Below are 25,488 nucleotides of genomic sequence, written 5' to 3'. Positions count from 1 at the left end.
TTAACCGTTATTTTGCTTCTCTTTAATTTCTGCCAAAGTTTTGCAGTCAATACATAACGTTGCAGTTGGACGTGCTTCTAAACGACGTAAACCGATTTCGATACCACATGTTTCACAGAAACCGTAGTCTTCGTTTTTAATTGCTTCCATAGATTGTTCGATTTTACGAATTAACTTACGTTCACGGTCACGTGTACGCAATTCAATTGCAAACTCTTCTTCTTGGGTGGCACGGTCATTTACATCTGGCAATGCAGTTGATTCGTCTTGCATCGTATTCAACGTACGATCAACTTCAGACATTAATTCAGCTTTCCATGCTTGCAGAATTTGTCGGAAATGCTCGAGCTGTCCTTCAGACATGTACTCTTCATTTTTCTTAGGTTGATAAGGTGCAATACCAAATAAACTTGCAGTTGTGCCTATGTCAGAAGTTTTAGGTTTCACTTTACGTGCACGTTTTGCAGAAGCTTTGTCACCTTCCACTACAACTTCTGTATGTTCATCCAAAACTTGGTTGTGGTTGTCATTCGCCATAATAGGGCATTCCTCATCATACACGTATTATCTATACGCAAAAAATATGGTGATATGCAAGTGTTTTTATAGAAAACCATCGATGGGATTTTCCCATCGGGTCGTCATCATATAGATTTTTCCTGCAAGATGATAGTCATTCCGTCCCGTAAATATTTTCAAAACGTGTTTACCCTAGTCATAATTGCATATAAGCATATATAAAATAGAGCTAATAGCCTGAAATATTGGTATTTATAAGGCCCTGAAAATTTTCAAGACGGAAGACTTCTGTTTCAAAACTACCATCGTTTTTTAGACGAATGTAACGGTAGCCGGGAGCATTTTGGTCTAGGGCAAACTCATTACTAAACGGTTTAAACTGAACGCTTGTTGAGGGCGTCGAGAAAAATTCGATCCCTTGCCAAGTGTTTAGTGAGTCTTGGTGAACGTGCCCGCAGATTAAAGCTTTTACATTTTTAAATGGAGCTAATGTGGTAAGCAAAGCATTAGAGTTTTGTAACTTGTGATGATCAATCCATTTAGATTTCATTGCAAAAGGATGATGATGACAAGCCAATAAAACAGGGTTATCTGAAAATTCTTCGAGTAGTGCCGCTAAATTTTGTAGTTGTTCTGGCGACAGGTGTCCATTAATCTGACCTTTTACTGCACTATTTAATAAAATAACGCGCCAGTTTCCTAAACAAATGACCACAGGTTCCTGATGATTTTCTTTATGTAATGGAAAATGATCAACGTTATCATGATTGCCCAGTGTCTGGAAAAATGGCAGACCTAACGTTTGCATATATTGAATATAACGTTTGTAGGTAATAGGCGTTGGTGCTTGAGCCAAATCTCCAGTGTGGATAATGGCATCAGTTTCAGGATGTTTTTTCAGGATCTGTTGAATAATGGCATGAAAACTTTCTTCAGGATTCATCCCCACAAATTCTAAGTGTGGATACTCCAATAAGTGGGTATCGGTAATTTGTATAATGACATGGTCTTTTTGTGAAAGTGTTGAGACTTGAAAAGTCACCGTCCTACCTCGTCGGATTTTATTATCGTTGTGATGTGTTGAGATAGCCATTGTAACGCCATAATGACAGGGGCATTTCTCAAACGTCCTTGACTCAATAATGTTGATATTTCGCTGTAGTCAAACAGGTGTAAAAGAATATTTTCACCTTCATCAGGCATGCCAAAAACCCCGCCTTTAGATGGTAAGTTTGTTTCAGCAGCATATAAGTGAAATAGTTCTGAACACGCCCCAGCAGATGGATAAAAGCTAAATAGATGATGTAAATGATTAACTGTGCATCCTGACTCTTCAAGTGTTTCACGGCGAATACAGCTCTCCGGCGTTTCATCTCCATCCAATACACCAGCAATTACTTCCAATTGCCACGGCGAATCGGGGTCATTAATTGCACCTACACGAAATTGTTCAATCAGCGCAAACTGTTGTCTTTGATCATTGTAGAGTAGAACGCCAGCCGCTTCAGGCCGATGAATCAGTTCACGTTGTAATACATGAGTATATTTAGTTTGATTAAATAGACGATGTCGAAGGCTGACTTTTTCAACTTGAATAAAACCACGGAATAGAGATTCACGTGATGTTACTTCGACATCTTTAGATGTATAACTTGGACGTTCAACAATACTCATGATTCGATCAGGACGAAATCTATTTATTTCATCCTAACCGAGAATCATGGCTAGGCAAGTGTTTTTTTTGAATATTTACACTTTGTGATACAGTTTTTGACCTTGCTCTTGATAAACCTCTTTCATCGCTTTGAGGCCTTCTTCAACCTCTGAATTGCTATTAGTGAGGTTGTTGGCATAGTCACGAACATTCTGGGTGATTTTCATCGAACAGAATTTTGGTCCACACATTGAACAGAAGTGAGCAGATTTATGAGCCTCTTTTGGTAAGGTTTCATCATGCATGCTACGCGCTGTGTCAGGGTCTAAACTTAAGTTGAACTGATCATCCCAACGGAATTCAAAACGAGCTTTTGACAAGGCATTATCGCGAACTTGAGCGCCCGGATGTCCTTTCGCAAGGTCAGCAGCATGTGCCGCAAGCTTGTAGGTAATAATTCCGTCTTTAACATCTTTTTTGTTTGGTAAACCCAAATGCTCTTTTGGTGTCACATAGCAAAGCATCGCTGTGCCGTACCAACCAATCATGGCTGCACCAATTGCAGAAGTAATGTGGTCATAACCCGGAGCGATATCAGTCGTTAAAGGCCCAAGTGTATAGAATGGTGCTTCTTTACATACTTCTAGTTGGAGATCCATATTTTCTTTGATCATGTGCATTGGTACATGACCAGGGCCTTCAATCATGACTTGAACATCATGTTCCCATGCACGATGAGTAAGTTCACCTAGGGTTTTAAGTTCGCTGAACTGTGCTTCGTCATTTGCATCTTGAATACAACCCGGACGTAAGCCATCACCTAAGCTAAATGAAACGTCATAAGCTTTCATGATTTCACAGATTTCATCGAAATGAGTGTATAAGAAGTTTTCTTCATGATGCGCTAGACACCACTGCGCCATGATTGAACCACCACGAGACACAATACCTGTTAAACGGTTTGCTGTAAGTGGAACGTAACGAAGCAATACACCTGCGTGAATCGTGAAGTAGTCAACGCCTTGTTCAGCTTGTTCAATCAGTGTGTCTTTGAAGATTTCCCATGTTAGGTCTTCTGCAACACCATCAACTTTTTCAAGCGCTTGATAAATAGGTACGGTACCGATTGGAACAGGTGAATTACGAATAATCCATTCACGTGTTTCATGAATGTTTTTACCTGTCGACAAATCCATAATGGTGTCGGCACCCCAACGCGTTGCCCACGTCATTTTGGCAACTTCTTCGTCAATTGAAGAACCAAGCGCTGAGTTACCAATGTTGGCATTAATTTTAACCAAGAAATTACGGCCAATAATCATTGGCTCAAGTTCTGGATGGTTAATATTGGCAGGAATGATCGCACGACCTTCAGCAACTTCTTGACGAACAAATTCAGGTGTAATTTCTTTTAAGTTTTTTGCACCAAAATTTTGTCCAGCATGTTGACGCATATCAACACCTTCACGCTGGCGCTGATTCTCACGAATTGCAATATATTCCATTTCAGGTGTGATAATACCTTGCTTGGCATAGTGCATTTGAGTGACATTTTTGCCAGCTTTAGCACGGCGTGGGTTTTGAATATGAGCAAAACGAATGTCAGCGGTGCGAATGTCTTTTAAACGTTCTTGACCAAAAGTTGAAGTTAAACCAGAAAGTACGTCAGTATCGTTACGTTCTTCAATCCAGTTTTGGCGAACTGAAGGTAAACCTTTGTCTAAATCAATTTGAACATTTGGATCTGTATAAACACCTGAAGTGTCATAGACCATAACAGGGGGATTATGTTCACCGCCCAGACCAGTTGGAGTATCTGTTAAAGAAATTTCTCGCATCGGAACCTGAATATCAGGACGAGAACCTTCAATATAAACTTTTTTAGAAGCGGGTAAGATGCGGGTTAAATCTTTTGCATCTTGTTCATGTTGTGCTGAAATTTCAGCAGAAGAGAGATTCGTTAACTGGTTCATTACATGATCCTTATGAATAACATCAACGAATCAAGCACGACCAAAAACGATGGCGGATTTATCTTTGCTAGATAAATTTAAGGCTTAAGTTTTCAGATGGCTTGATTCCTACGCAGGTCTTAACCTGATCAGGTTCAACGGTACTCATGTTCAAACTTGTGTTGCGATAACACGAAATTTACACAATCTCAGCGAGTTATTACTCGCGCTCCGTCAAGCGATTTACAGACTAACATGTTTTAGGTTGGGTGGCATTGTCAATTTGTATCTATACAAACCGCATCTATATGGCAGTCACGATAAACTTCAGTGTTCCATGGGGAGTCTAATTTTAATAGCTGCTCGAGTTGTTCATGAGTCATCTGATAATTTGATTTTTTATCGCCACTCTTATCAGTTAAATCTATTCTAAATTGCTTATTACGCTCCTCTACAGGCGTGGCAATAAACTTAAGAAATAGTTGAGCAGGTTTCGCTAAACTCGATTGGCTTTGTGTAGATAGAAACTGAATCTGTTGAAGCGCATCTTTATCAAACCATGTGTTCGGTGCATATTCATCTGACACAGGTGTATTATCGAGACCAAAGAAAATAAAATAGCGATATTCGTTAAAGAGTAGTTTTGCATCACTAATAAAATGGCTTTTTGGATACTTTTGAATAAATTTTTCCCAAAATAATACACGTTCAGTCAGCTCTTTCCATGAAATAGCCAACGCACCATCGTTATAGAAAATATTTTGATTGTCTTTCGCCATACGAGTTAAAAACTCTTTTTGGTCAGCAGGTAAGGCTTTAGAAAAAACATCAACTAAATAGTTTGGCTGACGTCGATAGGTAAACATGCCTTCGCCTTGATAGAGTAGTTCAATATAGGCTTGACCTTCATGTTGAAGTAAATATTGATCACGTGGACTCAGTTGGTCGAAGAGCTTTTTCTGAGTTTGGATGACCTTTTTAAGGTCTTGTTGTTTATGTTCTAAAACAGCATAGCCAAAAGCTTCAAACGCTCTACCTGTTTTTTCAGTGTAGTCTTGTTTAATAAAACGTTGATACATGGCTGTTGATGCATCAATCAGCTTAAGCTGTTCATCATTTTTTAAAGACGGAACACAGGTTTTAAGCTTTTCATTAATTTGATTTAAGTCTTCTATTTTGCTGTTTTGATTAATCGTGTGCATAGCTACCATAATTTGTAAGCAGCTACTGTCTTGTTTTTGAGTGGCCTTTTGCTCAGTTGATTTTTGCTCTTTAGATACAGTTTGATTTTGCTCTGATGTTTTATTACATCCAGCTAAAAGTAGTGCGCTGCACATACTCATCATTAGAACTTTTTTCATCATTGTATTTTTATCAAAGTGAATATTGCTCAAATTATAACTCGGAAAAAGATTGCATCATTGTTAGAAATCTTTATTATTAGGTAGGTCGGTCTACTTAAATTAAAGCTATGAATGATAAAACAGCAAGACAGAAAATTCTCGATGCCGCTTCAACTTTGTTTTATAACGATGGTATTACTGCAACTGGAATTAACTCGGTTACGGCTAAAGCAGATGTTGCTAAGATGTCGCTTTATAATAATTTTTCTTCAAAAGGTGAGCTTGTCGATGCCTACATTGCTGCGCGCCATCAAGAGTGGCTTGATCTCTACCAAAAGCGTTTAGAAAAAATAAAAACAGCTAAAGAAGCCATCTTGGCCGTATTTGATGCCTATCAAGACCATGCGGAATTTGCCTATGAAAAAGGCTTTCGAGGTTGTGGGTTATTGAATGCTGCCGCAGAATTTCCCGCAAATAGTTCAGGGCGAAGTTCGGTAAGACAACATAAAGAAGAAGTGGAAGGTATTGTTGCTGAGCATTTAAAAAAATTAATCCCAGAGTCACAGCGGATTAGTTATGTGGCTACGCAGCTTTCTTTTCTTTTAGAAGGTTCTATGGCACGAGCAGGCTTAGAAGGCAACAGTCGTCAACTCCTGTTAGCAAAACAAATGGCAGAAGACATTTTAAATAGAGAATGTCCACATGATTAGCCTCATTAAAAATAGTAGTTATGGAGGCACAATCGCGATTTTAGTTGCCTCTGTTTTGTGGGGAACAACAGGTACTGCGGCCGCATTTGCACCAACACTTGGCCCACTCGCTATTGGTGCCGTAGCGATGGGCGGAGGTGGTCTTTTACAAGCTTTGGTTGCATCACGAGCGATACGTGAAAACCGACAATTTATAAGAGAAAATCTTTTAATACTGCTTTTAGGTGTAGCGGCGGTTGGTATTTATCCTTTGGCTTTTTATTCCTCAATGCATTATGCAGGCATTACGATTGGCACCGTGGTTTCAATTGGTTCGGCTCCACTAATCGCAGCAATTTTAGAGCGATTCTTTGATCGCAAAGCTTTGTCTGCCATCTGGTTTCTAAGTTTTATTTGCGGTGTGCTTGGCGTAACGATGTTGTCGATGGGTGAAAGTCATGCGGTCCTAGATGGTACAAATCAATGGAATAAATACTTCGGTATTTTTCTTGGGCTTGTCGCAGCTACAACTTATTCACTTTATTCATGGGCTGCAAAAAGATTAATAGATCGGGGTATTGCCTCTAAAGCTGCAATGGGCATGATTATGGGCGGTGGGGCAGTTATTTTGCTTCCTACTTTGTTGGTTACAGGTGGTGGGTTATTACAAAGCTCAACCAATTTACTTGTGGCTGGTTATATGATGCTAATTCCTATGTTTTTGGGTTATTTACTTTTTGGTTTTGGACTAAAAACAGTAAATGCCAGCAAAGCGACCACCTTAACTTTATTTGAACCTTTAGTTGCTGCGATTTTTGCCATTGTGTTGGTGGGTGAGCATGTTTCATGGTTGGGTTGGGTAGGCATGCTTTTGATTTTTATTTGTATTTTAATATTGTCAAAAACTGAGAACGCTTAAAAAAACTAAAACTTTTAATGGCTTGAGTTTGATTCGAATTTTTCTTAGTCTTAAAGGCAAGTTTTATCGTTGATTTGAACAATGAAAATAAAATTAATGGTCGCTGTTGGCCTTTGGAGTTTTGCATCTTCGAGTTTTGCTCTAGATTTGATTGAGACTTATGAGCGCGCAAAACAAAATGATCCGACATGGCAAGCCAATCAACAACAATTTGAAGCAGATCAACTTAATTTAGGCTTGGCAACAGGAGCGTTATTACCCACAGTTACACTGTCTGGAAACATTACTCGTAATCGACAAACTGTAAAGCGTTCAAACTTTCCGGGTGTTGATCAAGAAGGTCTTTCTGATGCTTTGGTAAGTAATACCTCAACGACTCGGCAAGCGACCTTAACAGCACGTCAGCCATTATTTCGAATGGATGCTTGGGAAGGTTATAAGCAAGTTAAAACTTCGGTTGCCTTAAGTGAAATTACCTTAAGACTGCAAAAACAAGATCATGTTTTAAATGTAGCAGAAGCCTATTTTAATGTACTGCGTCAGCAGGCACTGAGTGTTGCATACCTACAAGAAGAAAAAGCTTTGCTTGAGCAGCTGAATATGATGAATGCCAAACTCAAAGAAGGTTTGGTGGCACGTAGTGATGTGAGTGAAGCAAATGCTCAATACCAAAATGCCAGAGCCAATCGTATTTCAACCAATGTTCAATTACTTTTAGCCCAAGAACAGCTGTCTGAATATATTGGTTCTTATCAAGATAAACTTGCTGTATTACGAAGTGATTTTAGTTTTCAAAAGCCTTATCCAGCAGAACTTAATGATTGGATTTCTTTGGCCCAGCAAAAAAATCTAAAGATCCAGCAAGCCCGTTTACAGCAACAATATAGTGAAGATCAGCGCCGTGTGGAAAAAGCCGCGCTTTATCCTCAGATAGATGCTGTGGCGAGCTATGGTTATACCAAACAGACCCCAGAGACTCTTATTTCCACTGACGGAAAATTTGATCAGGTTGGGGTAGAAATGAACTGGAATTTATTTAATGGCGGGCGCACTCGAACATCAATTAAAAAGGCGACTGTAGAAGCCAGTAAAGCCCAAGCTCAACTTGATGCGGCCATCCGCCGTGCCAATGTTGATGTGAAAAGTGCATTTATGCAGGTTGATACGGACCAAGCCAAACTCGAAGCAAGAAAAGCTGCAATGGATTCATCTTCTTTAGTTTCTCAAGCCTCGAAAGCGAGCTATAACGAAGGCTTAAAAAGTATGGTTGATGTTTTATTGGCCCAGCGTAATGCTTTTTCTGCAAAACAGGATTATCTTAATGCTCAATATGACTATTTATTGAATGTGCTTCGTTTAAAAGCTGCGGTAGGTCAGCTCGGTGAAAAAGATCTGGTTGAGCTTAATAGCTGGTTAACTTATCAGTAATAAAATGCTTTTATCTGAAATTTAATTTTGTCATAAAAACTTAATGATTGCTGTGTTTTAATGCTCAATCATTTTATTCCTGCGCCATCATGTTGGAGGCTTCCCTTGAGTCCAAGTAATCCGGTGTTAACCCATCATATTTCTTCTCAATTTAATGAAGATTTGCAAGATGTAAACACAAAGTTTATGACCATGGGTGGCTTGGTCGAACAACAGGTCGCAAATGCAATTCATTCTTTGCTTGATACAGACGCAAATTTAGCGATTGATGTTCAATTTAAAGATAATGCAGTCAATCAATATGAACGTGATATTGATGAAGGCTTGACGTTAATTTTGGCGCGTCGTCATCCAGCAGCGATTGACTTGCGTATGGTTATTGCCATGAGTAAAGCCAATACTGACCTTGAGCGTATTGGTGACGAAGCTGCAAAAATTGCCCGTATTGCACAGAACCTTTGTGAAGAGGGTGGTTCGCCTCGTGGCTACATGGAAACACGTCATATTGGTAACCAAGTTCGTGTCATGATTCATGATGCACTTGATGCTTTTGCACGTTTAGATGCAGATCAAGCTTTACGTGTACTTTTAGCCGATGCTGACATCGACCGTGAATATCAGTCAGCAACGCGCACATTAATGACCTATATGATTGAAGATCCACGCCATATTGCTCGTGTAATTAACGTCATGTGGGTTCTACGTTCTTTAGAGCGTATTGGTGACCATGCACGTAACATTGCTGAGCAAGTCATTTATATGGCAAAAGGCTTTGATGCTCGTCATACCAAAATTGAAGAAATTGAAGCTAAAGTTCACGAAAAGTAATCTTGAGCTGAAATATTGAAAGGCCTTGTTTGAAACAAGGCCTTTTTATTTGCTTAAAAATAATAGATAAAAAAATGTCCCGAACTTTGGGGGGAAGTTCAGGACAGAAAATCAAGTGCATAAACACGACAGGGATCGTGTTCTTCTTGCTATGAATTGATATTAAGTTCTTTACTTTTTGATGTCATGTAGAGTCCTGTTCGCTCTATGTAAGGCTTTTTATGCTTGTGTAAGTTTCACGTAAAAAAAGGCGGGTCTATGTGTATAGGACCCGCCTTTTTAATGATGAAGAAGCTAAAACAAACCGATTATTCTGGTTTCCAGCCTTCAGCTTTTTCTACGCTTTCATCATTGTTAAAGAACTTCTCACGTTGTTCTTCAAGGAACTTCTTCGCATCTGATTCAAACACGTTTAAGCGTTTTTCATTAATCAGCGTAGTTTGGTGTTTTAACCATTCTTGCCATGCTTGCTTAGAAACATTTTCAAAAAAATCTTGGCCTTTAGCACCTGGGAAAGGAGCGAAGTCTAAACCTTCCATTTCCTTTTGATATTTGCGGCAAAAAACTTGTCGACTCATGGTTTATCCTTAAGCGTATAACTGTTCTAAACGTGTATGGGCACGAGCAATCGCAGCTTCAACCTGTTTTGGTGAAGTTCCGCCAATATGATCACGTGCATTTACAGAAGCTTCTAGTGTTAAGGCTTTATCAAATACATCTGCTGTAATTAAGTCAGAGAATTGTTGTAATTGCTCAAGTGTTAACTCAGATAAATCTTTTTCTTCAGCAACACCTAATGCAACTGCTTTACCTACAATTTCATGAGCATCACGGAAAGCAACGCCTTTTTTCACTAGGTAGTCAGCAAGATCGGTTGCTGTTGAGAATCCACGAAGTGCAGCTTCACGCATGATTTCAATATTTGGAACCAATGCAGGAATCATATCTGCGAAAGCCATGAGTGAACCACGAACCGTATCGATTGCATCAAATAAAGGTTCTTTGTCTTCTTGGTTGTCTTTGTTGTACGCTAATGGTTGACCTTTCATGAGCGTAAGTAAACTAATTAAGTCACCAAATACACGGCCAGATTTACCACGAATAAGCTCTGGAACATCTGGGTTTTTCTTCTGCGGCATGATTGAAGAGCCAGTACAGAAGCGGTCAGGAATATTCACAAATTTGAACTGTGCAGAAGTCCAAAGAATCAGTTCTTCTGACATACGTGATAAATGCATCATGATAAGCGCAGCAGCAGCATTAAATTCGATAGCAAAGTCACGGTCAGATACAGCATCAAGAGAGTTTTCAGATACTGCTTCAAAACCTAAAAGTTCTGCTGTATATGCACGGTCAATCGGATAAGTTGTACCAGCAAGAGCAGCTGAACCAAGTGGCATGCGGTTAACACGCTTACGGCAGTCTTGAAGACGTTCAGTGTCACGAATTAACATTTCAAACCATGCTAACAAGTGATGACCAAAAGTCACAGGCTGAGCAGTTTGTAGGTGTGTAAAGCCCGGCATAATTGTATTTACATTTTTGGCAGCCAAGCCTAACAAGCCTTTTTGTAAACGTTCTAATAATTTTAAAATATCATCAATTTCGTCGCGTAGGTAAAGACGAATATCAGTTGCAACCTGATCGTTACGGCTACGACCTGTGTGCAATTTTTTACCTGTAATGCCAATACGTTGAGTCAAACGTGATTCAATGTTCATGTGAACATCTTCAAGATCGATGCGCCACTCAAAGTTTCCAGCCTCAATTTCTGAGCGAATGGTGCTTAAACCTTCAATAATGTCATCGCGTTCTGCTTCTGTGAGTACGCCAACTTTCGCAAGCATGGTAGCATGCGCAATCGAACCAGCGATGTCTTGTTTATAAAAACGTTGGTCAAACTGAACAGAGGCGGTAAATTCGGCTACAAAAGCGTCCGTCGCTTCAGAAAAACGACCACCCCACATACCTGAGGTTTGGTCTGGGGTTACTGAATTAGGGGGATTTGAAGATGTGGTCATGGTGGCTCAGTAAAATAAAAAAGAGTATATCACTTGCCGAAGCTCAACAAACAAAGTTGTTTCCTACAGCATACCGAAATCAAAATTCCTCCTATTTTTTTACGAAAAACGGGCGTTGGCAACACTTATTCGAATTAATTATCGCAAGTAATGTTTTGGCTCTGGTCTTAGCATTGGCTGAAGCACAGTCTTGGCAAGCCTTGAGCGGGGGAAGGCTTTTTCAATACATCGTTTTTATTAACTGGGTAATATTGTCCTTTTTTGCATTGGTTGAACGCTTTCAAGCTTTTTTTAGCAGCTTACGTCAAGAGTTTGCCTTGGCTATTGGCTTTATCATGTTGCAAGGTATTGTTGTCTTAACCACTTTGATGAGTAATTTTTTTCACTTTGGTCTTTTAAATAAACATGCATCATTAACGCAGGGCTGGAGCATTTATTTTACCAATGTACCTTTATATCTAAGCTATGGAATATTACTCGGGGCTTTCTGCCTACGTTATTTATATGTCAGAGAACAATGGTTGCATCAGCAATATGCCGAATTAAATGCCCGTATTCAGGCCATGCAAGCGCGAATTCATCCACATTTTTTATTTAATAGCCTAAATAATGTAGTCAGTTTAATTGCGATAGATCCAGATAAAGCAGAAAGCATGCTTATTAGCTTGTCACGTTTATTTCGTGCCAGCTTTCAAGAATTGAAATTGGTGAGTCTGCATGAAGAAATCGAGCTAAGTAAACAATATTTAATGATTGAACAGGTCCGTTTGGGAGAGCGTTTAAAAGTAGATTGGAAAGTCGAGCTTTCACCTGTGCAACTCAAACAGATCACCATTCCTTTATTGACATTACAACCTTTGTTAGAGAATAGTGTTTTTCATGGGGTAGAACCAATGATGGGTAAGGCAACTATAGGGGTATTGGTTGAAATATTGCAAAATCAGGTCAGTATAGTCATTACCAACCCATATACAGACGATACAATAAATTCAAGGAAAGGGCATGGAATCGCGCTTGAAAATGTTAAGCAGCGCCTGAAAGCATATTATGGGAGTTCCGTAAGATTTCAGGTTTATAAAGGTGAAACCTTATATACCACCATTATGAGCTATCAATATCAAACAAAATAATAAGTTAGTCAGAGTTAACCATAAAAAAATGGATCAAGTTAACGGTGACAAGGAGGATGAATGAAGGTGCTGATTTGTGATGACGAACCACTTGCAGTGGAGCGATTATCACGTTTAGTTTCAAAGATGGGACATAAAGTTGTATCAACGGCTCATCATGGACAAGAAGCCTTGGAACAGGCGCGGCTTCATCAACCGGATGTAATTTTACTTGATATTCAAATGCCAGGTATGAATGGTCTTGTCTGTGCAGAACAGATAAGCCAGCTAAATCCTCGACCTGCGATTGTATTCTGTACGGCCTATGACCAACATGCGTTGGAAGCATTTAAGTCTCAAGCTCAAGCTTATCTTCTTAAACCCATTGATCCTCAGGAACTTGAACAAGTTTTTAGTCAGTTGACTCAGCTTACTCAAGCACAGCTCAATGCTTTACCACAACATGATTTTTTACATGATCTAAAAACACAACGACATCAAATTGCTGCAAAAACCTATCGTGGGGTTGAGCTAATTCCAGTTGAAAATATTTATTATTTTTTAGCCGATCAAAAATATGTCACGGTGCGTCATCAAAATGGCAGTGTATTAATTGATGAAACTTTAAAAGAGCTTGAAACCGAATTTGCAGATCAATTCATTCGTATTCATCGAAATGCATTGGTTGCAGTTGCGTATTTAGATGGACTGGAGCTCGTTAGCTCTGGGCAATATCAGGTTCGTTTACGTGGCTTAGATGAGCGACTTTCGGTGAGTCGTCGACATTTATCTATGCTTAGAGAACGGATCCATCAGCTCTAAAGTTAAAAAGAGTTATCTTGGGCGTGCGAGATTTTACTTGCAATTTTAAGGGATCAAGTTAAGTTTAGGGTGTATCGTTTGACCAGCCTATGCTTGAATTTATGAAAACCTTGAAAATTGCTACACGACAAAGCCCACTTGCTCTTTGGCAGGCAGAATATATTCGTGCCCGATTACAGGAGCTTCACCCAGATTTAACGGTGGAGTTGGTTAAATTTGTCACACAAGGCGATAAAATCTTAGATACGCCTTTAGCAAAAATTGGTGGGAAAGGGCTGTTTGTTAAAGAGTTAGAGGCAGCACTTTTAGATGGGCGTGCGGACCTCGCTGTACATTCAATGAAAGATGTTCCGATGGCTTTGCCAGAAGGTCTAAGCTTGGCAGTAATTTGTGAACGTGAAGATCCATTAGATGCGTTCGTTTCAAATCAATTTGAAAAATTTGCCGACTTACCTCAAGGTGCAAAAGTGGGCACCTCAAGTTTACGCCGTAAATCTCAAATTTTAAAACAACGTCCTGATTTGCAAATTATTGACTTGCGTGGAAATGTTGGCACACGTTTAGCGAAACTAGATGATGGTCAATATGACGCTATTATTTTAGCTAGTGCTGGTTTGAAGCGTTTAGGGTTGTCAGAACGTATTCGTCATTGTTTAACACCAGATATTAGTTTGCCTGCGGTGGGCCAAGGTGCGTTGGGCTTGGAATGCCGTGCGGCTGACCAAGATGTATTAGCTTTAATTCATCCACTATTGCACGAAGAAACAGATGTTTGTGTACGTGCTGAGCGTGCTTTTAATGCCTATCTTGAAGGTGGTTGTCAGGTTCCAATTGCAGGTTATGCCACACTACAAAATGGACAAATCCATATTGAAGGTCGTGTCGGAAGTCCTGATGGGCAAACATTATTATGTGCTGAACTGACAGATGAAGCTAGCAATGCTCATCAACTGGGTGAAAACCTTGCTCGAAACTTACTTGATCAAGGTGCGGGTGAGCTATTAAAGGCTCTTTACTAAACCATGTTGTTTATTAATACTCGACCTGATTCTCGTGCCGCTGAATTAACAGATGCTTTGCAAAATGAAGGTTATCAGGTTGAGTCTTTACCTCTTTTAGAACTCGTTGCTAAACCCTTTTCCGAACACTTACTTCAGCATTACCAACAATTAGTTAAAGCACAAGCTATTGTTGTGGTCAGCCCAACTGCTGTTGATGTGGGTATGCAGTACTTAATAGAAAGTGGTTTAAAGCTAGATGACTTAACACATATTCAGTGGATTGCGGTCGGGCAGGCTACTGCTAATCGCCTTCATGAATATGGCGTTGACGCACATATTCCAGATGTTGAAACTTCTGAGGGAATGTTAAACCTACCGATTCTTCATAATATGAAGCAGGCTGGTAGTGTCGCTTTCTGGCGAGGAGAGGGCGGCCGTCAATTTATGATGGAAACTTTGCAGCAGCAAGGTATTCAGATTTTAAATTTCGTTTTATATCATCGGCAATGCCCAGAAACCTCATATTCTACATTCAAACATCTGACACAGAATTCAAATTATAATTTACACAAATGGCTAGTCTTAATTACCAGTGAGGCCAGCTGGAAATATTGGTTAGAGCTTTGTTTAAAAAATAATGTACAACCTGATTGTGTATATTTGGTTTTAGGCCCACGTCTTTTCCAAATTGTTAAAGAATATCGCGATCAACAACAGGCTCATTTTCACATTATTCAACTTGAAAATTTATCGCCTTCGGGGATGATTCATCACATTCAGGCATTATAAGGATTCGTATGAGAAAACTTGTTTCTATCATCATTTTACTGGGCATGGCTTGGTTGGCTAAACTCAGTTACGATATGTGGCAAATTTCTCGTACTGTTCCCGAGCTTAAGCAAAGTCTGCTTCAATCAGAACAGCACTATGCCAATCTAAATGATCAATTGGTTGCTTTACAGCGACAATTACAGAATCAACCTGTAAATACTGGTGATAAAGTAAGTTCAGTAGCTCACCCAGATGCTCCACCAGCAGGTATTGCTCCTACAGTTTTAATTAAACAAAAGTTAGATTTAATTCAATTTGCAATTGATCAACAACAACTGATTTATGCAGTTGATCAATTAAATCAGTTGCAGCTATCTCTCGTGCACTATGAAATTGCTCCAGCATTGCAACATAGCTTGAACCAATCGCTTGAGCAGGATAAGCAAGCAGTTCAACAATTCACTTTGGCTCAAAATCAGCGCCATCAATTGATTGATGATTTATTACAAACAATTGATAAAAATATTCAGCAAGCTTTAGCTCAGCCTAAGCTTGAGATGGATCAATCCGAGTCTGTGTCTTGGTGGAAAAAATGGTTCCGCATAGAAAAAGTAGAAACGCCGTCTATTAATTTAATGAATCGCAGTGTGGTGCTCAAAGAGGTGCAATTAAGACTATTAATTGCTGAACAGGCGCTCAATCAAGGCAAAATGACAGAGTATCAAAACGAGTTGCAATCTGTGATGCAAAAGCTAGATGAAATGCCTGATGCAACGAGTCAACAGTTAAAAAAACGTATTGCTAAAGTGGCACACTTATCGATAGTGCCTGTTCCTAAATTATCTACACTTGGTCTAATTGGCTCATAAGGAGGAGATATGAAACACCTCCTGTCGGTTTATTTCGTAATTAGTTTAATACTCTTTGCCGCTTTAGCTTTATTGAGTTATGGCTATGGAATGGGGTATGTCTACATTTACTGGCGACAATTGCAGTTGCAAACAAATGTCTGGGGATTAACCCTTGCTTTTGTTGCCATGAGTTTTATTGCTCAACTTATATGGCTTTGGGTTAAACGTTATTCCTCTCGCGAGCAGAGGAAAAGTGAAAACATCTTCCAGTTTAAAAACCTTCATCCCTATGAACAATTAGGTATTGTCTGGTTATTAGAGGCCGCCGAAGATCAACGTGTATTTATTGAACGTGTTTTTACTCAGTCAGCGCTTTTAAAAAATATTATTGATGCCAAATTTCTAGTTTTAAGTGGAGACTATCCAAAAGCATTGGCTGCTTTAGATCAATCACCGCCTATGGCATTTGAATTGGCAGAGTTAGAACGAATCGAAATCTTTTTAGCCCAAAACGAAGCTGAACGTGCATTAACTCATCTTGAGTTTTTATACCAGCATCAGTTATCGCCTTGGCTTGAAGAAATAGAAACAGCCTACCAGCAAAGATTAACTGCCTTATGGGGGCAATTGGCGTTGCAACACCCATGGGTATATTTACGATCAATGAAGTATGGTTTGCTAGATGCTGAGCACCGTGATTTATGGTTACAGCAACTCCTTCAGCAGTTTGATGAAGCTTCCGTTGATGATCTGCATGCTTTGCAACAACGTTATCTGGATTTAGAGTCTGAAATTCAAACTCGACCTTATAGCAGTAAGTTGTTATGGCTCAAACTATTGGCGCGTATGCCTGATATGAGCATGCAGCACGCAGCCTTAACACTACACTTATTAAAAGAACAGTTCGATCCAGAAGTGTTTTATCTGTGGTTTCAGCAGCAACTGCTTAAACAGGTTCCAGACTATGCAGATGTCGAAGAAAAAATTATCGAGTTTGAAAATCAATATATGAATTTGCCTGTTTTAACCTTTGCAAAATGGCATGTCTATATGGCAACTGGACGTCAAGCAGAGGCTGAAACATTATTATCATTATATCCAGATAATATTTTAATGAGCTATTTACGTATTAAGTCTACGCTTAATGAAGATGAAGTGTTAATCAAACAGTTAAACCTAATCTTTGAAAATGATGCGAATTTTTTAAAATTTAAAATATGAGGCAAAAATGAAAGAACTGTCTGTCTACCCGATAATATATGAACAGAAAGTAGCGTGGGGGGATATGGACGCTTTCGGTCATGTCAATAATGTACAATATTATCGATATATTGAAAGCTCACGTATTTTATATATGGAAGCTATAAATATATTAACGCCACAATTATATACCGTTGTAGCCTCAAGTCAGTGTAAATATTTAAAGCCAGTTTTTTATCCAGATGTATTGAAAGTCGGTGTTCGCGTGGAAGAGCTCCGTAATAGTGCATTCCGTATGGCTTATATATTATGGAGCGAGACACAACAACAAATCGTGGCTACTGGTGAAGCGGTTATGGTCTGCGTAGATAAATTAACAGAACGAAAATGTGAAATACCTCAGGAAATAAAACAAAAAATTATTGAGCTAGAAAAATCTGTTGGGCATGACTTAATACATTTATCTTAAATAAATATTAATAAAATATATTTCATTTATAATTGATAATGTAATTAAAAGGTAATTTTTTTAGTTATTCTGATGAACACGGCTTTCAAACTATTGCTTATTGAATAGATTATAAATAATATTGGTCTTGATTTTATGTTTTTAAATTTTGTCTGTATTATTTTGAATTGTCTGTAAGACTGGAGTATTTATTAATGAAACCGGATATCAGTGAATTATCTGTTGAAGAGTTAAAACGCTTACAAGAAGAAGCGGAAGCTTTAATTGCAAGTAAAAAAGATCAAGCAATCGAAGATGCTTATAATCAAATTATCGAGATCGCTGAAAATGTAGGTTTTAGTGTTGAACAACTTCTTGAGTTTGGTGCTCAAAAACGTAAGAAAACAACACGTAAATCTGTTGAGCCACGTTACCGCAACAAAAACAATTCTGAAGAGACTTGGACTGGCCGTGGTAAACAACCACGCTGGTTAGTTGCTGAAATTGAAAAAGGCGCAAAACTTGAAGATTTCTTAATCTAATCGTATTGCAGATTTAAAAAACCAGGCAGATTTGCCTGGTTTTTTTATGCATAAAAATATCTAAAGTGTGTTTTAAAAATTATTTAAGAAATTGGGTGTTTAAATTCATCTTTAAATAGATTGTTGAGATCAAATTTGCATTTAGTTCTTTTAGCACTCGGTTTTCATGATTTTGTCATACGTTCAACTTATAGTCTTAATACCGAAGCCAAGCCCGATTGCTTGGTTTTTTTATATGAAGTGAATTGGCGATGTTGAAAAAGTATGCATAATGTCAGACTAGGGAGCTACTCTCAAAATAAGGACGATAATTTGCATGTTGGTAAGGCTGAATGAAGAAAAAGTCTAAGCAATGGAAGTGGTGGTTATTTGCACTCATTGCATTTTTAATTTTTATTATTTTACAGATCCCGGCGACGTGGCTAATTTCTAAATTTTCAAAGAATAATCAAACTCTACACAATGTAAGTGGAAATATCTGGCAAGGCCAAGCAGATTGGCGGCGTGGTACTTTGAGAGGCTCGATTCATTGGAAAACTAGACCTCTTGACCTGTTTTTATTACGGTTCGCTGCTGATGTAGATATCCATAGTGGAAATACCCAATTATCTGGGGTAATGGGCTATGGCGTGGGTAAAAAAGTAATTGTAAAAGCTATGAATGGTCAGGTTGCGCCTGAAACATTAAAACAAATTGTGAACTGGCAATGGCCTGTGAATAGTATCCAGTTAAAAGATATTAATTTTAATTATAAAAAAGAGCAGGGTTTCGGCGCAGTTGATGGTCAATTGCATTGGGGTGGCGGTGCTTTGATTTATAATATTGGTGATCGTCAAGACCGGATGAATATGCCTTCTTTAAATGGGCAACTAACGGACCAAAACGGTCAATTACAAGTTGATATACGTGATCAACGCAGTCAAAAAATGGCGAATCTTTTATTAGATGCCAACATGATGCTTGATGTGCAGCTTACGCAAAGATTATTACTGAATATTCCATCTTATGATGGAAAAGCTGGTTTAGATACATTTGTCATTAGTTCTCGTCAGCCCTTAATACAAGGGGGTAACTAATGAAAGTGTGGATTGAGAAATTACAGCACCTACAATGGCAAAAATTAGATCGGTTAAGTGTGGTTGTATTTGCCGTTTTAATTCTATGGCTGTGCTGGAAATTGGCTTCATTATTTTGGTGGGTGATTGCACCTCCTCAAATGATGCAGTTTGATCGGGTAGAGTTAGGATCACAGCAACCACAAATTCCTAACATTAGTACTTTTTCTCTTTTTAATGAACCTTCAGCCAATGCAGCTCAGGAAAATGTCAACCTAGAATTACAAGGTGTGATGCTGGGCTATCCGAACCGTTTTTCTTCGGCTGTTATTAAGCTTGATAATACTGCTGACCGGTATCGGGTGGGAGAAACAATAGGTTCTACCTCTTATCAGTTGGCAGAAGTTTATTGGGATCACGTGATATTGCGTCAAGGTAATGGAAGTACGCGTGAGCTTCAGTTTAAAGGTTTGCCAAACGGTTTATATCAACCTATGACGCCAGATGCCTCACAACCAACTGCAACTGCGTCTCAGTCGTCGGCACCTGTTAATACGACTCAAGAGGCGTTAGGGCAGGCTATTCAGCAAATGCAGGGGAACCGAGAGCAGTACCTCAAAGATATGGGTGTAAGCGGGAACTCAAGCGAAGGTTTTGAAGTTACAGAACGTACACCCACTGCGCTTAGAAATAAGTTAGGTTTAAGGCCGGGTGACCGGATTGTTTCCTTAAACGGTCAAACGGTTGGGCAAGGGCAAACGGATGTGCAGTTACTTGAACAGGCTCGTCGAGCTGGGCAAGTGAAATTAGAAATAAAACGTGGTGATCAAGTGATGACCATACAACAAAATTTTTAGTGATAACACGTCACCATAAGAGTTAGGAATTATCGCAAGTTATGGCTTTATTGAATCATCAACGTCCACTTTGGGCATTACTTGCAGCAGCCCCATTGATTGCGACAGTGAGCAGCAGCGTCTATGCCCAGACATGGAAGATCAATTTACGTGATGCTGACTTAACTGCATTTATTAATGAAGTTGCAGACATTACGGGGAAAAACTTTGCAGTAGATCCGCGAGTGCGTGGCAATGTCACGGTAATATCGAATAAACCACTTAATAAAGATGAAGTTTATGATCTATTTCTTGGGGTCTTAAATGTAAATGGGGTAGTGGCAATTCCTTCTGGGAACACCATCAAACTTGTGCCAGATAGTAATGTTAAGAATTCGGGAATCCCTTACGATTCTAGAAATAGACTACGTGGTGATCAAATCGTCACTCGAGTTATTTGGCTTGAAAACACGAATCCAAATGATTTAATTCCAGCACTTCGCCCTTTAATGCCGCAATTTGCACATATGGCTGCGATAGCAGGCACTAATGCGCTAATTGTTTCGGACCGAGCTGCGAATATTTACCAACTTGAAAATATCATTCGTAATCTCGACGGTACGGGGCAAAATGATATTGAGGCAATAAGTCTCCAATCGAGCCAAGCGGAAGAAATCATTACTCAACTTGAGGCAATGAGTGCTACGGGGGCATCTAAAGATTTTAACGGAGCCCGTATCCGTATTATTGCAGACAACCGAACGAATCGTATTTTAGTAAAGGGCGATCCTGAAACACGTAAACGTATTCGCCACATGATCGAAATGCTGGATGTACCTTCAGCAGATCGCTTAGGCGGCTTAAAAGTTTTTCGATTAAAATATGCTAGTGCAAAAAACTTATCTGAGATTCTGCAAGGCCTCGTAACAGGACAAGCTGTTTCTTCGTCAAATAGCAATAATTCTTCTAACTCATCGAATCCGATCAATAATTTGATGGGTAATAACCAGAATTCCAGTTCAAATACCTCTGGTTCAAATGGTAGTTCAATTTCTACACCATCTATTAACCTAAATGGTAATTCAAATAGTAGTAATCAGAACAGTATCTCTAGCTTTAGCCAAAATGGTGTGAGCATTATTGCGGATAATGCCCAAAACTCGTTAGTGGTTAAGGCTGATCCTCAATTAATGCGCGAAATTGAATCTGCTATTCAGCAGCTTGATGTTCGACGTCAGCAAGTTCTGATTGAAGCTGCAATTATTGAAGTTTCAGGGGATGATGCGGATCAACTTGGAATCCAATGGGCGCTAGGTGATTTATCTAGTGGGATTGGTTTGCTTAGCTTTAGTAATGTTGGTGCTAGTTTATCTTCTATTGCTGCTGGTTATTTATCGGGTGGCTCGGCTGGAGCAGCGTCTGCTATTGCTGGAGGAGCCAATAAAGGTAACGGTGCAACTTTGGCTTTGGGTAATTTTGAGAATTCCCGTAAGGCTTACGGTGCCTTGATTCAAGCACTCAAAAGCAACACTAAATCAAACTTATTATCGACCCCATCTATTGTGACGATGGATAATGAAGAGGCTTATATCGTTGTTGGTCAGAACGTTCCATTTGTAACAGGGTCAGTCACTACGAATAGTACAGGTATCAATCCATATACAACTGTTGAACGTAAAGATGTGGGTGTGACATTAAAAGTTGTTCCACATATCGGTGAAGGCGGTACGGTTCGTCTTGAAGTAGAGCAAGAAGTTTCGAATGTTCAGACTAGTAAAGGGCAAGCAGCCGATTTAATTACCAATAAACGTGCTATTAAAACTGCTGTATTGGCCGAACATGGACAAACAGTTGTTTTAGGTGGTTTGGTGTCTGATGATGTTGAGCTTAGTCGTCAAGGTATTCCTGGTTTAAGCAGTATTCCATATGTAGGCAGATTATTCCGATCAGACAGTAGAAGTAATACGAAGCGTAATCTTCTTGTTTTTATTCATCCAACAATTGTGGGTGATGCGAATGATGTGCGCCGTTTGTCTCAGCAGCGCTACAACCAGCTTTACAGCTTGCAATTGGCGATGGATAGAAATGGCAACTTTGCCAAATTGCCTGAACAGGTTGATGATATCTATAATCAAAAAATGACTCCGCCAAGCCTTACCTCTCAGCCTAAAAATTATCAGCAGGTTCCTTCAGGTGGCAAAAGCTCGATAGTAACAACACCTGTAGCTGTAGAGCCATCGGTTCAAAGACAAACCTTACAGTTGCCTGAACCTGAAGTTAATCGTACTAAAAATACCGTAACAACAACGACACTGCGTCCGAGCACAGCACCGTAGTAGCATGTTATGATTGATAAAAAATGAATAGGACATACGCATGACTTGGAAATTACAAGCAATTACTGGCGAGATTACTGGCCAAGAAATTAGTGTTGATCGTGATATATTAGTCGGGCGCCATCAAGATGCTGATGTATTGTTGCAAGCCGCTGAAATTTCACGTCGCCACGCTGCATTGCTTTTAAAAGATCAATTGCTATGGGTGCAAGACCTTAATTCATCAAATGGTACATTCATAAACGATATTCGTATTGAGCAAGAAAAGCAGCTGCATGATGGTGATATTGTTCAATTTGCTAGCTTTAAATTTTCTGTATTAGCGCCTGCGAAAGAAATATTAGATTTACCTGAAATCGAAGCAGAACCAGTGCAAACTGCTGCACTAACACAACACTTAAGTGATCAAGGAATGCCAAGTCTTGCAGAGCGTGCTGCAGAAACAGAAGTTCGTCGTGATGGTATGCCACAGAATGTTTCTATACCAAAGCCTGCACCTATTCCAGAGGGTGTGGATGTCAATGTAAAACAACCATCACCTGTTGCCTTTGAGGAGCCGGTTTCTCGTGTTGCTGAAGAAAAAGAGCAACAGAAGAATGCCTCAGTTGGTTTAATCACTATTATTATTTTAGTAATTTTAGCTTTATTGGCATGGTTATTCTTTAAATAATTCGTTGCTGCTTTTACAATCAAGGCATGCTAAAAGCATGCCTTTTAAATTTTGAGAAGAAGAAGATGTCTGTTGCACAATTAAGTAAGCGCGATTTAATTTTATTTGATCTAGATGGAACACTAGTTGATTCTGCTGCTGATTTATATAGATCAATGAATTTAAGTTTACAAGAATTAGAATGGCCTTTAATAACAGAAGCCCAGATCCGAGCATGGGTGGGTAAGGGAGTGTCTAAACTCTGTGAAAGTGTTCTGCTTCATATTTTTGGAAAATTAGATGCTGAACAGCATAAAGTTCTCTTGCAGAAATTTGTTGACATATACGGTGCCGAACTTTGTGTGAATACTCAAATTTATCCGGGTGTAACTGAGTTTTTAAAGCATTGTAAAACTTTGAATATACATATGGCATGTGTTACCAATAAGCCTGTGCAACTTGCTCAAGGGTTACTTGATGCTTTAGAGCTCTCTCCTTATTTTCAAGTTGTACTTGGGGGGGATAGTTTGCCAGAGAGAAAGCCACATCCATTGCCTTTGTTGAATTGCATGCAAAGTCTAAAAATATCTGCGTCACAATCATTAATGATTGGCGATTCCAGTAATGATATTGAGGCTGCGCGTCGTGCGGGAATTGATTGTATTGTGGTTAGCTATGGCTATAATCATGGAGAAAATATCTATGATTGCAAACCTCAGCAAGTGGTTGATAGTTTGGCTGAGTTAATTATCTAATGAGTGAAATGGAGATCAGCATGAATAAGCGTATGGTTTTTCGATGGCGTGTCTAAATCGAAACTAGAAAAACACACTTTTAAATCGAAACCATATTAGAGAAAATTCATGACTACTTTAGCGCAATTCGAACAGCTTAAAGCATCAGGTTACAACACTATTCCAGTTTATCGTCAGCGTTTGGCAGATACGGAAACACCTTTATCTGTTTTTGCTCGTTTTAAGGAGCAAAAACAAGCTTATTTATTTGAGTCGGTTGAAGGTGGTGAAAACTGGGCGCGTTACTCTATGATTGGTTTGGGTGAGTCAACTGTTTTTTCATGTAATGCAGGCGTTTTATCTATACAGCATGCTGATGGTTCGATCACACAAGAAGATTGTCTAGATCCATTTGAATATATTCGTGAATTTCAGAAGCAATTTAAAGTTCCACCAGCTGAGCTTTTACCAGACTTACCAAGTTTTACTGGCGGGCTGGTTGGTTATTTAGGCTATGATGCGGTTCGCTACATAGAGCCACGTTTAAAAAATGTTCCTGCGGCTGATCCAATTACATTGCCGGATTTATGGTTAATGCTCTCAAAAACGGTCATTGTCTTTGATAACCTTAAAGACACTCTGTTTTTAATTGTTCATGCCGATACAGCACAGCCAAATACTTATGAAGATGCGCAGCAAAAGTTAGATCGATTGGAACAGTTGTTGGCTACACCAGTTAGTTTGCAAGCTAAGCCACATACACCTCCACATTTTGAATCGATTACGGGTAAAGCGAAATTCTTAGAGACCATAGAAAAGGTTAAAGAATATATTCGTGCGGGTGATGTTATGCAGGTTGTTCCTGGTCAACGTATGGTTTCTGACTTTGATGGAGAGGCTTTACAGGTTTACCGTGCTTTACGCCATTTAAATCCTTCGCCTTATTTGTTCTTAGTACAAGGGCAAACAATTACGGATCAAAAGCCATTCCATATTGTAGGGTCATCGCCTGAAATTCTCTCTCGTCTTGAAAATGGTATTGCGACAGTTCGCCCATTGGCTGGTACGAGACCACGTGGAAAAACTAAAGAAGAAGATATCGCTTTAGAAAAAGACTTGCTTTCTGATGAGAAAGAAATCGCAGAGCATTTAATGTTGATTGACCTTGGTCGAAATGATGTTGGGCGAGTTTCTAAAATTGGTAAGGTCAAAGTGACTGATCAGATGGTCATTGAGCGCTATTCGCATGTCATGCACATCGTTTCAAATGTACAAGGTGAGGTGCGTGATGATATCGATGCACTAGACGTATTTAAGGCAACTTTTCCAGCAGGTACTTTGTCTGGCGCACCAAAAATTCGTGCAATGGAAATTATTGACGAAGTAGAGCCTGTAAAAAGAGGTGTTTTTGGTGGGGCAGTGGGATATTTAGGATGGCATGGTGAAATGGATATGTCGATTGCAATCCGTACGTGTGTAATCCGTGATAAAAAAGTGTATGTACAGGCTGGAGCGGGCTTAGTTGCTGACTCAAATCCTGAATCAGAATGGAATGAAACCCAAATAAAAGCTCGCGCAGTGATCAAAGCGGTTGAATTATCATCAAACGGATTGATTTTATGAGTTTTTAGCAGTTTTTTTAAAAAAACTGCTTGCATCGTTTGGAAGTTTTGCTAAACTGCACACCGTTCCGATACGAAACGTACGAAACACTAAGAAGCGCCGGCATAGCTCAGTTGGTAGAGCAACTGACTTGTAATCAGTAGGTCCACAGTTCGAAT

General features: G+C 39.3%; 25 protein-coding genes and 1 riboswitch. Of the genes, 18 read left to right on the top strand and 7 right to left on the bottom strand.

Translation table 11 applies throughout. The annotated features are described in order from the left end of the window. From dksA to ODQ17_RS13225, 5 genes are all read right to left on the bottom strand, one after another. Positions 1–537, bottom strand: coding sequence for an RNA polymerase-binding protein DksA (gene dksA / locus ODQ17_RS13245; protein ID WP_002121205.1), 537 nt, complete (start codon positions 535–537; stop codon positions 1–3). A gap of 211 nt (positions 538–748) precedes the next feature. Continuing rightward, complete coding sequence (cpdA, locus tag ODQ17_RS13240) at positions 749–1,561, bottom strand: 3',5'-cyclic-AMP phosphodiesterase (RefSeq protein ID WP_322904242.1); 813 nt, start codon at positions 1,559–1,561, stop codon at positions 749–751. After that, positions 1,558–2,193, bottom strand: coding sequence for an NUDIX domain-containing protein (locus ODQ17_RS13235; RefSeq protein ID WP_322904241.1), 636 nt, complete (start codon positions 2,191–2,193; stop codon positions 1,558–1,560). The genes cpdA and ODQ17_RS13235 overlap by 4 nt, the downstream gene beginning before the upstream one ends. 75 nt (positions 2,194–2,268) lie before the next feature. Continuing rightward, positions 2,269–4,146 (bottom strand): phosphomethylpyrimidine synthase ThiC, encoded by a 1,878-nt coding sequence (thiC, locus tag ODQ17_RS13230; protein ID WP_004795134.1) that lies wholly within the window; start codon positions 4,144–4,146, stop codon positions 2,269–2,271. Between the two features lie 88 nt (positions 4,147–4,234). Further along, positions 4,235–4,369, bottom strand: a riboswitch (TPP riboswitch). 34 nt (positions 4,370–4,403) lie between these two features. Further along, positions 4,404–5,489, bottom strand: coding sequence for a hypothetical protein (locus ODQ17_RS13225; protein WP_322904240.1), 1,086 nt, complete (start codon positions 5,487–5,489; stop codon positions 4,404–4,406). Positions 5,490–5,596: 107 nt separating this feature from the next. On the opposite strand from ODQ17_RS13225, the gene ODQ17_RS13220 reads away from it, so the two are divergent. The 4 genes from ODQ17_RS13220 (at position 5,597) to phoU (ending at position 9,332) form a co-directional block, all read left to right on the top strand. Then, positions 5,597–6,178 carry a TetR/AcrR family transcriptional regulator gene (locus ODQ17_RS13220; RefSeq protein WP_322904239.1) on the top strand — a complete coding sequence of 194 codons (582 nt, stop codon included), beginning with the start codon at positions 5,597–5,599 and terminating at the stop codon, positions 6,176–6,178. Next, positions 6,171–7,076, top strand: a complete 906-nt coding sequence (locus ODQ17_RS13215; protein WP_322904237.1) for a DMT family transporter — start codon at positions 6,171–6,173, stop codon at positions 7,074–7,076. Before ODQ17_RS13220 ends, ODQ17_RS13215 begins: the two co-directional genes overlap by 8 nt. 96 nt (positions 7,077–7,172) lie before the next feature. Then, complete coding sequence (locus tag ODQ17_RS13205) at positions 7,173–8,504, top strand: TolC family outer membrane protein (RefSeq protein WP_322904234.1); 1,332 nt, start codon at positions 7,173–7,175, stop codon at positions 8,502–8,504. 105 nt (positions 8,505–8,609) lie between these two features. Continuing rightward, positions 8,610–9,332 (top strand): phosphate signaling complex protein PhoU, encoded by a 723-nt coding sequence (gene phoU / locus ODQ17_RS13200; RefSeq protein WP_013199117.1) that lies wholly within the window; start codon positions 8,610–8,612, stop codon positions 9,330–9,332. A 308-nt stretch (positions 9,333–9,640) separates the two neighbouring features. Here phoU and ODQ17_RS13195 read toward each other — a convergent pair whose 3' ends face one another. Both ODQ17_RS13195 and argH read right to left on the bottom strand, forming a co-directional pair. Further along, complete coding sequence (locus ODQ17_RS13195; protein ID WP_322904233.1) at positions 9,641–9,910, bottom strand: oxidative damage protection protein; 270 nt, start codon at positions 9,908–9,910, stop codon at positions 9,641–9,643. 9 nt (positions 9,911–9,919) lie between these two features. Next, complete coding sequence (gene argH, locus ODQ17_RS13190; RefSeq protein WP_034590825.1) at positions 9,920–11,353, bottom strand: argininosuccinate lyase; 1,434 nt, start codon at positions 11,351–11,353, stop codon at positions 9,920–9,922. Here argH and ODQ17_RS13185 point away from each other — a divergent pair. The 14 genes from ODQ17_RS13185 (at position 11,344) to trpE (ending at position 25,330) form a co-directional block, all read left to right on the top strand. Then, positions 11,344–12,483 (top strand): sensor histidine kinase, encoded by a 1,140-nt coding sequence (locus ODQ17_RS13185; RefSeq protein ID WP_322904231.1) that lies wholly within the window; start codon positions 11,344–11,346, stop codon positions 12,481–12,483. The genes argH and ODQ17_RS13185 overlap by 10 nt on opposite strands. 60 nt (positions 12,484–12,543) lie before the next feature. Continuing rightward, complete coding sequence (locus ODQ17_RS13180) at positions 12,544–13,284, top strand: LytR/AlgR family response regulator transcription factor (protein ID WP_322904229.1); 741 nt, start codon at positions 12,544–12,546, stop codon at positions 13,282–13,284. Positions 13,285–13,385: 101 nt separating this feature from the next. Next, positions 13,386–14,303, top strand: coding sequence for a hydroxymethylbilane synthase (gene hemC / locus ODQ17_RS13175; protein WP_322904227.1), 918 nt, complete (start codon positions 13,386–13,388; stop codon positions 14,301–14,303). A 3-nt stretch (positions 14,304–14,306) separates the two neighbouring features. Further along, entirely contained in the window at positions 14,307–15,074 is a 768-nt protein-coding gene (locus ODQ17_RS13170) for a uroporphyrinogen-III synthase (RefSeq protein ID WP_322904225.1), read from the top strand. 8 nt (positions 15,075–15,082) lie between these two features. Beyond that, a complete protein-coding gene (locus ODQ17_RS13165) occupies positions 15,083–15,925 on the top strand; it encodes a hypothetical protein (RefSeq protein ID WP_322904223.1) in 843 nt (280 codons plus the stop codon). A 9-nt stretch (positions 15,926–15,934) separates the two neighbouring features. Further along, positions 15,935–17,128 (top strand): hypothetical protein, encoded by a 1,194-nt coding sequence (locus ODQ17_RS13160; protein ID WP_005301703.1) that lies wholly within the window; start codon positions 15,935–15,937, stop codon positions 17,126–17,128. A 7-nt stretch (positions 17,129–17,135) separates the two neighbouring features. Beyond that, positions 17,136–17,576: an acyl-CoA thioesterase gene (locus ODQ17_RS13155; protein ID WP_023274336.1), complete on the top strand. Its 441-nt coding sequence runs from the start codon at positions 17,136–17,138 to the stop codon at positions 17,574–17,576. A 194-nt stretch (positions 17,577–17,770) separates the two neighbouring features. After that, positions 17,771–18,097 (top strand): H-NS histone family protein, encoded by a 327-nt coding sequence (locus ODQ17_RS13150; RefSeq protein WP_002053185.1) that lies wholly within the window; start codon positions 17,771–17,773, stop codon positions 18,095–18,097. Between the two features lie 332 nt (positions 18,098–18,429). Further along, a complete protein-coding gene (gspN, locus tag ODQ17_RS13145; protein ID WP_322904220.1) occupies positions 18,430–19,173 on the top strand; it encodes a type II secretion system protein N in 744 nt (247 codons plus the stop codon). Continuing rightward, positions 19,173–20,009, top strand: coding sequence for a type II secretion system protein N (locus tag ODQ17_RS13140; RefSeq protein ID WP_322904218.1), 837 nt, complete (start codon positions 19,173–19,175; stop codon positions 20,007–20,009). The genes gspN and ODQ17_RS13140 overlap by 1 nt, the downstream gene beginning before the upstream one ends. A gap of 41 nt (positions 20,010–20,050) precedes the next feature. Next, a complete protein-coding gene (gene gspD / locus ODQ17_RS13135) occupies positions 20,051–22,324 on the top strand; it encodes a type II secretion system secretin GspD (RefSeq protein WP_322904216.1) in 2,274 nt (757 codons plus the stop codon). A gap of 40 nt (positions 22,325–22,364) precedes the next feature. Continuing rightward, positions 22,365–22,994 carry an FHA domain-containing protein gene (locus tag ODQ17_RS13130; RefSeq protein ID WP_322904214.1) on the top strand — a complete coding sequence of 210 codons (630 nt, stop codon included), beginning with the start codon at positions 22,365–22,367 and terminating at the stop codon, positions 22,992–22,994. Between the two features lie 65 nt (positions 22,995–23,059). Further along, positions 23,060–23,728, top strand: coding sequence for a phosphoglycolate phosphatase (locus tag ODQ17_RS13125; RefSeq protein ID WP_322904212.1), 669 nt, complete (start codon positions 23,060–23,062; stop codon positions 23,726–23,728). Between the two features lie 108 nt (positions 23,729–23,836). Next, the gene (gene trpE / locus ODQ17_RS13120) at positions 23,837–25,330 is read left to right on the top strand and encodes an anthranilate synthase component I (RefSeq protein WP_322904210.1); all 1,494 of its coding nucleotides are present in this window, start codon (positions 23,837–23,839) and stop codon (positions 25,328–25,330) included. Positions 25,331–25,488 lie beyond the last annotated feature (158 nt).

Source organism: Acinetobacter sp. IRS14, assembly GCF_034650275.1.
Taxonomy (GTDB): domain Bacteria; phylum Pseudomonadota; class Gammaproteobacteria; order Pseudomonadales; family Moraxellaceae; genus Acinetobacter; species Acinetobacter oleivorans.
The sequence above is the reverse complement of the archived record's forward strand: the minus strand, read 5'-3'. Positions and strand labels throughout refer to the sequence as shown.

Excerpts from the sequence above, each read along its gene's own strand:
- dksA (WP_002121205.1), bottom strand. The coding sequence starts at position 537 with ATGGCGAATGACAACCACAACCAAGTTTTGGATGAACATACAGAAGTT.
- ODQ17_RS13235 (WP_322904241.1), bottom strand. The coding sequence starts at position 2,193 with ATGAGTATTGTTGAACGTCCAAGTTATACATCTAAAGATGTCGAAGTA.
- thiC (WP_004795134.1), bottom strand. The coding sequence starts at position 4,146 with ATGAACCAGTTAACGAATCTCTCTTCTGCTGAAATTTCAGCACAACAT.
- ODQ17_RS13225 (WP_322904240.1), bottom strand. The coding sequence starts at position 5,489 with ATGATGAAAAAAGTTCTAATGATGAGTATGTGCAGCGCACTACTTTTA.
- ODQ17_RS13220 (WP_322904239.1), top strand. The coding sequence starts at position 5,597 with ATGAATGATAAAACAGCAAGACAGAAAATTCTCGATGCCGCTTCAACT.
- ODQ17_RS13215 (WP_322904237.1), top strand. The coding sequence starts at position 6,171 with ATGATTAGCCTCATTAAAAATAGTAGTTATGGAGGCACAATCGCGATT.
- ODQ17_RS13205 (WP_322904234.1), top strand. The coding sequence starts at position 7,173 with ATGGTCGCTGTTGGCCTTTGGAGTTTTGCATCTTCGAGTTTTGCTCTA.
- ODQ17_RS13195 (WP_322904233.1), bottom strand. The coding sequence starts at position 9,910 with ATGAGTCGACAAGTTTTTTGCCGCAAATATCAAAAGGAAATGGAAGGT.
- ODQ17_RS13185 (WP_322904231.1), top strand. The coding sequence starts at position 11,344 with ATGTGGTCATGGTGGCTCAGTAAAATAAAAAAGAGTATATCACTTGCC.
- argH (WP_034590825.1), bottom strand. The coding sequence starts at position 11,353 with ATGACCACATCTTCAAATCCCCCTAATTCAGTAACCCCAGACCAAACC.
- ODQ17_RS13180 (WP_322904229.1), top strand. The coding sequence starts at position 12,544 with ATGAAGGTGCTGATTTGTGATGACGAACCACTTGCAGTGGAGCGATTA.
- hemC (WP_322904227.1), top strand. The coding sequence starts at position 13,386 with ATGAAAACCTTGAAAATTGCTACACGACAAAGCCCACTTGCTCTTTGG.
- ODQ17_RS13170 (WP_322904225.1), top strand. The coding sequence starts at position 14,307 with ATGTTGTTTATTAATACTCGACCTGATTCTCGTGCCGCTGAATTAACA.
- ODQ17_RS13165 (WP_322904223.1), top strand. The coding sequence starts at position 15,083 with ATGAGAAAACTTGTTTCTATCATCATTTTACTGGGCATGGCTTGGTTG.
- ODQ17_RS13160 (WP_005301703.1), top strand. The coding sequence starts at position 15,935 with ATGAAACACCTCCTGTCGGTTTATTTCGTAATTAGTTTAATACTCTTT.
- ODQ17_RS13155 (WP_023274336.1), top strand. The coding sequence starts at position 17,136 with ATGAAAGAACTGTCTGTCTACCCGATAATATATGAACAGAAAGTAGCG.
- ODQ17_RS13150 (WP_002053185.1), top strand. The coding sequence starts at position 17,771 with ATGAAACCGGATATCAGTGAATTATCTGTTGAAGAGTTAAAACGCTTA.
- gspN (WP_322904220.1), top strand. The coding sequence starts at position 18,430 with ATGAAGAAAAAGTCTAAGCAATGGAAGTGGTGGTTATTTGCACTCATT.
- ODQ17_RS13140 (WP_322904218.1), top strand. The coding sequence starts at position 19,173 with ATGAAAGTGTGGATTGAGAAATTACAGCACCTACAATGGCAAAAATTA.
- gspD (WP_322904216.1), top strand. The coding sequence starts at position 20,051 with ATGGCTTTATTGAATCATCAACGTCCACTTTGGGCATTACTTGCAGCA.
- ODQ17_RS13130 (WP_322904214.1), top strand. The coding sequence starts at position 22,365 with ATGACTTGGAAATTACAAGCAATTACTGGCGAGATTACTGGCCAAGAA.
- ODQ17_RS13125 (WP_322904212.1), top strand. The coding sequence starts at position 23,060 with ATGTCTGTTGCACAATTAAGTAAGCGCGATTTAATTTTATTTGATCTA.
- trpE (WP_322904210.1), top strand. The coding sequence starts at position 23,837 with ATGACTACTTTAGCGCAATTCGAACAGCTTAAAGCATCAGGTTACAAC.